The organism is bacterium, from assembly GCA_040757115.1.
Taxonomy (GTDB): Bacteria; UBA9089; CG2-30-40-21; order CG2-30-40-21; family SBAY01; genus JBFLXS01.
Genome location: JBFLYA010000222.1, coordinates 1 through 6,090 on the forward strand (window position 1 = coordinate 1; position 6,090 = coordinate 6,090).

The following is a 6,090-nucleotide window of genomic DNA, read 5'->3' on the forward strand; positions in this document are numbered from 1 at the left end:
ATGGTCTCTTTAGAACGAGCCCTCCTGAAAAACCTCTGGATGTAATCAACTTTCTTCTTGATGAGGAGAAAGGGCTTGAATTTAAAACACCTCCAATGCCACAAGACCTTATCCTTACTCTCCTTTACTACTGTTTCAATTATAACTCCTTAAAGGCTCCCTTATTGCTGGTTGGTCAAGATAAAGAGTGCCTTAACTTTCTTGGTTGGTTATATACCCTTCTGCCTTATTCCTTGAAAGAAAACCTCTCCTTTGATACATATTCTTATGGAGCAAACCTTGGGCTTAAGATTATGGGAATTCCTAAAGAATCTGATTTTTATCAAGCAGTCTCCTACTCTTTAAAGATAGACCTCTTAACTTACGATTACAATCTCAACTTTGAGATTAAAGACCCTTCAAAACCCATATTAGCCCTTACCGAGATAATTGCTACAGGGAGAGAAGAGGAGATTGTCTCTATGTATCCGGCAGAATATTCTTTGAAGATGGGTGACTATGAAAGGTTCAGGGAAAGATATATCACCTTCTCCCAAGATGTTAAAGAACTCCTCTACATATCTCATAAAGAGAGAATCTTAAATTATATAATCGACAAGAAAGACATAGAACTTCTGCAGATAATAATAAACCTCCTTTTTGAGAAAGCCGATGATAAAAAAGGATTCATCACTATGTTGATAGGTTCAATTGAAGGGATAAAAGGAAAGAAAGAAGGGGTTGCAAAACCATCATTTTTAGAAAGGTTGTTGGGAGAAAGGGAATGAAAGAAGATTTTGTCAACTATTTTTCAATACTGTGGATACTGGGTGGTGGAATCGTCCTATCTGGACTTTTAGGAGGACTTTATCGGGCAATTAATAAGGTTACAGGAAAAGATATCCGGATTTTAGAAAGAATCGGCATTGTTATTTTGGAAGGGTCTCTTGCCAGTATTTTTGGCGGATTAGTAGGGTATTTGCTCCTTTCTTATAGTTGGGGTAGTCAAGGTATTATCTATGGCTTTCTTATTGGATGGTTTGGAGGTGCTATTGGTGGTTTTGTTTTTGATGAAGACAATTTTGACGAAGAGAGAATAAGGATTTTTGGCATGACTGGTGGAATTTTTGGTGGTTTGATTTTTGGCGTGATTTTTGGCATGATTGCTGGCATGATTGCTGGCGGGAGTGCTGGCGGGATTGCTGGCATGATTGCTGGCGGGATTGCTGGCGGGAATGCTGGTATGATTGCTGACGAGATTGCTGACGAGATTGCTAACAGGATTGCTAACAGGATTGCTGGCAGGATTGCTGGCAGGATTGCTGGCAGGATTGCTGGCATGATTTTTGGCGTGATTGCTGGCGGGATTGCTGGCATGATTGCTGGCATGATTGCTGACGGGAGTGCTGGCGGGATTGCTGGCATGATTTTTGGCGTGATTGCTGGCGGGATTGTTGGCGGGAGTGCTGGCATGATTTTTGGCGTGATTGCTGGTGGGATTGGTGGCGCGATTTTTGGCGTGATTGGTGGCGTGATTGCTACGGCATTGAGCTATATCTCCTCCCTCTTATCAACCCCCTTCCTTATCCTTCTCATCCCTCCAATCTACCGCAGGATTATCTGCAACAGCTGCCTTCGCTATACCGAGCCTTTAAGCTCAACCTACAACAATGGCACAAGGCATTGTGAACACTGCAAAGCCAAAGTAGAACGAACAAAAGAATGCGGCAGGGTTGTCTTTACCTTTGGTAATTCTTGGCCAAAACAGGGTAATCGGATGTTTATCCTATCTGAGCCTCCTTGTGAGGAATTTTATAACCAAGGTAGGTCTATTGATCTCTCAGAAGTCTATATTGACACAAAGACAGCAGATAAATTCCGTATTGAGCAATTCATCACCTACATTCTCAACTATCCACCACCAAAATATGGGCTAAACTCTGTAGAGATATTTTACAAAGGCAATCTTGATGACCTTGCCCATCTTAAAAACTCAATCATGAATAATTTTAAGAGGGTAATAAACCCTACAACGTCATTTACTAATTTTACCGCCAGTAAGCGTTCAGATACTCTGAGGTATAGGTGTCTGGTGTCTTGGTGTCTGACCACCAGACTGTTCTTCCTCCATTCCTTGCTTACATCTGCGTAGATAGCCAATATAACTGTTAACTTTCGCAATTAGCTCGTAACCTTCCTTCCTGAGCTGAACGCTTACGGATTTCTCTCCGTAGCCTTCATCCATACAAACATTGATGTCGTCCAGAATTTCTTCAACCGAACCTCTTGCAATCCTGCAAAATCGTATATTCTCCTGATAATGCCAACGTCCATGTCCTTCTACGATGTTGTTCGTGACTGAGATAATCGCCTTTCTCATCTGCGGGTCTAAACAATAGCGCTCCTCAGATGGAAGCTGTTTAATGAGCTTGTAAACATTTTGTCGGAACTTAAGTGCCAGTTGATAAAGCTCAAAATCATCCAGCCGATACTTATCGTCATTCATACCCACCTCACAGGCACTTAGACACCCAGACACCAGACCACCTGATTTGTGGATCAATCATAGATGTCGTTGTAGGGTAAATATACAATGACTTTACAATCTTTTCTTTGATAAACCCAAAAATTGGGTGGTTTTTTTCTTGACTGTTGTTAGCAAATGATGTATTATAATTAGGGGATTAAAAGAATCACAAGAGAAACTATAGAAGGTTCAAGATGGCCACTTTACTTGCATATAAAAAGGGATGGAGTTTGCTTATGAAAGAAATACAAGAACTAATAGCACGGGCCCATCACGCTCTTAAGTCGGCAAAAATGAAGAATCATTTATTACATACCCTTTGGAGACATAGAGGAGGGTAGAAAATGACAGGAATAATTAAGGACATAACAGAACATTTTGCTTTAGAATTGAGAGATTGCCTAAAGGAAAAGATTTTGGGAGTCTATCTATTTGGAAGCACTGCTAAAGCTCTGACAACCGAAGAAAGCGATATAGATATATTAGCAGTTTATTCTGATATAGACGAGCGGAGATTTTTAGAGATAGCCAGTGAAATTAGTTTCAGGATTAGCTGTGAACAAGGAAGATTTATTGAGGTCATTCCTATGTCAAAAGAAGAGTTTGAACAATCCTTAGGTCGTTCTCCCTTTCTCTGGGAGGTGCTAAAATTTGGAAAGCCCATTTTTACAACATTATCTGGTACAGAATGGGAATTAGATTTTAGAGATTACCTCAATTTAGCCCAAGAGTATCTCAATTATGCAAAAGATGCCTTAAATGAAGACAAACTGCGTCTTGCAATTGATAGTGGATACAATGCCTGTGAACTTTTGGTCAAGGCATTAATTATAAGTACAAAAAATCCCCTTGCCTCTTCACATGGAGGTATTGTCACCCAATTCGGCAAGCTATTTGTCTTATCTAAAAGAGTTCCTGAATTTTTTGGGAAAAATCTTAATCTTGGGTTGGATTTACGAGCTAAGGCACGTTATAAACCTCATGCACAACTTGAACCAAAAGATGCGGAGTTCATAATCAATCTCGCTCAAGAATTACTAAAGATTGCTCAGAAAGAATTAACCGATTTATCACCTGCAGTCTCAACTATCCACCACCAAAATATGGGCTAAGCTCTGTAGGAATATTTTATCGAGGCAATCTTGATGACTTCGGCCATCTTAAAAATTCAATCCTGAATAATTTTGCCAGGGCTGCAAAGATGGGAGAATAGATGAAGAGGATGGGATAAATATTGCAAGATTTTGCGAAAAAACTAAACTCCTTTATTCTCTCCGGGTAGCATTCATTTGGGCGTTAGTTTTCGTAATTCTAAGATAAGTATCTATGGAAATACAAAAGGGACAGAGATAGTAGGAACAGTAAAAGAGGATGTTGTTAATATTCGTTCTGGACCTTCTACAGACTATGCAGTTATAGGTAAAATGGAAAGGGGTGAAAAAGTAAATATCTTATCAGAAGAAAAATGGATGGTATGTTATCAAGTATAAGGGTGATAACGGCTATATATACAGAGAACTTGTGGATAAAGAGTGAGTGGATTGCACATTGTCAACTAACTTTATTTGTGTCCTTCAATCGCTCGTGTCATTCGTGGTCTAAATATAAAAACAGTAAAATTTACAGAATTAACAAGGTGAGTGAAAATGAGAAAAGTTAAGAAAATAGGAATTGCGGGATTGGTCTTGGGGTTGATTTGCTTTTTATCTATAACCGCATACCCTTCTTCCCAGTCCTCTTCCCAACTTGAAAAAGAAGTGAGCATTTTAAAGGAACGAGTGGCGAAATTAGAAGAGAAGGTGGCAAAATTAGAAAAAGAGAAGAGCCAACTAAAAGACCAGACAAGTAGATTAGAAGAATTAGTCAGATGGCTGGCTCGTGCAACAGTAAGGAGTGAGAAAGAGATAAAACCTTTCTTAGAAAAAGTAAAAAAGGAAAGTATAGAAATGTGGAAAGTCTTTAAGGAAGAAATGGAAAAAGAAAGGCAAGAGAAATAACCATGGCAAAAATAAAAGATAAGGAGGTAAAAAGTTATGTCTTCAATAAAATCAGGGGATAGATGTGCTGATTGTAAACATTGTAAGATTTGGTCTGTGGACCATAAAAAAGCCACCTGCACATTGTATGATGAACAGGGATTTCATCCTGACAGACCTGTACCCAGGAAATGCGTGGGTAATGTGGGGAGGAAATACTAATGACTCAATCATTAATAAATCGTTTTACATACGGAAATATTTAAACTGAGTTATCTCCATACCATCAAGCCAGACCTCCCAACTTAACCCAGCCGCACCTAAAGTGGGTGATTCCCAATCATCCTCAACAAATCTTATGTCATGCTCTAATGGTTTTATCCCTAATGCAGTAAGACTATTAAATAAGGATTTGATTTTGTGATAAGGAGAATAGTGTGCCCAATTTCTAAAATAAAGGAGATTCTCCATAGGTTTAGGAGGGAGAATTTTTAAGCAATTTAGAGGAAGAAGATGTTTAAAAAGCAAAAAATGGTTTTAAGGTGGTTACTTGGACTGTTTATTCAGATTCACCGAGAATTTCTGAAGAACCGAATTTTTTGTTGACCAAGGATAAAATTTGTGGTAAAATATCCTTACCATGGGCACAAATGGATATAATATCCAAAACACTCAAAAAAGCAATTTCCTATCAGTCAAATTATGGAGGTAAGAAATGACTTTGATTAAGGATATCATAAAACCCAGGAGTGAAATTTTAGAAGGCAGATTTCAGGGAGTAATCCAGTCCCATAAAGTAGATAGTGAGGAAGCACGCCTTGAGAACAAGGCAGAAGATTTGTTTAAAGTAACCTATGTATCATCAGCACTTAAGAGGGCATTAGAACGGGTCAATGAGAAGCTTACAGGTACTTCAAATCAAGGCGCTGTTTTATTAGTAGGACCCTACGGTGCAGGAAAAACACACGGACTTATAACTTTATACCATCTTTTAAGGGAGCCCCAAATTGCGAAAAGCTGGTTACGGAATTGGAAGATTGACATTGCCTTACCGCCTTCTACTAATACTTGCATAGTTTCTACAAGAAGATACGATGTAGATTTTCTCTGGGAACCGATATTTTCCAAATTAGGCAGGGAAGACATTTTGAGCAAAATCAAACGCTTTCCTACTGTGGATCAGGTCGAAGATATGGTTGGTGATAAAACCTGTGCCATTTTTATTGATGAGATAGAGAACTGGTATGGCTCATTTGCTCCTGAGAAACAAGCTGACTTGATTGAAAGAAACGAAACTTTTTTAGAACATCTTTTTGAAGTTGCTAACGATCCGAATAGGAACCTTCTTGTGTTTTTGACTTTTCTCGAAGAAAAAGAAGGTTTGAAAAAAATCTTCAACCGCACAAAACCAGTAAGGGTCGATGTAAGCTCGACTTCAGACAGAGAAAAGATTGTTTTGTATCGTCTCTTTGAAGACTCTGATACTCGATGTTCAAGTTTTTTAGTTTTAGGGGCATAAAGTCCTTATTTTTATTTTAGCTCAAGTGAGACAATATGCTGTTCTCCATTTCAAGAAAGGGGTTGATTCCAAATGTCCCCACTCTCGAT

General features: G+C 38.8%; 8 protein-coding genes and 1 pseudogene. 7 read left to right on the forward strand and 2 right to left on the reverse strand.

Annotated features, from left to right (window positions below; all coding sequences use genetic code 11):
• Both AB1422_15360 and AB1422_15365 read left to right on the forward strand, forming a co-directional pair.
• Positions 1-767: hypothetical protein (locus AB1422_15360; GenBank protein ID MEW6620688.1), on the forward strand; the 767-nt coding region annotated here is incomplete at its 5' end.
• Positions 764-2,131, forward strand: coding sequence for a hypothetical protein (locus tag AB1422_15365; protein MEW6620689.1), 1,368 nt, complete (start codon positions 764-766; stop codon positions 2,129-2,131). The genes AB1422_15360 and AB1422_15365, both read left to right, overlap by 4 nt.
• Here AB1422_15365 and AB1422_15370 read toward each other — a convergent pair.
• Positions 2,045-2,485, reverse strand: coding sequence for a four helix bundle protein (locus tag AB1422_15370; GenBank protein MEW6620690.1), 441 nt, complete (start codon positions 2,483-2,485; stop codon positions 2,045-2,047). The two genes, AB1422_15365 and AB1422_15370, sit on opposite strands and share 87 nt — an antisense overlap.
• Positions 2,486-2,850: 365 nt before the next feature.
• On the opposite strand from AB1422_15370, the gene AB1422_15375 reads away from it, so the two are divergent.
• The 4 genes from AB1422_15375 (at position 2,851) to AB1422_15390 (ending at position 4,704) form a co-directional block, all read left to right on the forward strand.
• On the forward strand, positions 2,851-3,618 hold the full coding sequence (locus AB1422_15375) for a HEPN domain-containing protein (protein MEW6620691.1): 768 nt from the start codon (positions 2,851-2,853) through the stop codon (positions 3,616-3,618).
• A gap of 177 nt (positions 3,619-3,795) precedes the next feature.
• Positions 3,796-3,996, forward strand: a complete 201-nt coding sequence (locus tag AB1422_15380; protein MEW6620692.1) for an SH3 domain-containing protein — start codon at positions 3,796-3,798, stop codon at positions 3,994-3,996.
• Between the two features lie 156 nt (positions 3,997-4,152).
• Positions 4,153-4,503: a hypothetical protein gene (locus tag AB1422_15385; protein ID MEW6620693.1), complete on the forward strand. Its 351-nt coding sequence runs from the start codon at positions 4,153-4,155 to the stop codon at positions 4,501-4,503.
• A gap of 36 nt (positions 4,504-4,539) precedes the next feature.
• The gene (locus AB1422_15390) at positions 4,540-4,704 is read left to right on the forward strand and encodes a hypothetical protein (GenBank protein ID MEW6620694.1); all 165 of its coding nucleotides are present in this window, start codon (positions 4,540-4,542) and stop codon (positions 4,702-4,704) included.
• 30 nt (positions 4,705-4,734) lie between these two features.
• Here the strand turns inward: AB1422_15390 and AB1422_15395 are convergent.
• Positions 4,735-4,899: pseudogene (locus tag AB1422_15395) on the reverse strand (glycine--tRNA ligase subunit alpha).
• A gap of 298 nt (positions 4,900-5,197) precedes the next feature.
• Between AB1422_15395 and AB1422_15400 the strand changes: the two are divergent.
• A complete protein-coding gene (locus AB1422_15400; protein ID MEW6620695.1) occupies positions 5,198-6,001 on the forward strand; it encodes a hypothetical protein in 804 nt (267 codons plus the stop codon).
• Positions 6,002-6,090: the final 89 nt, after the last annotated feature.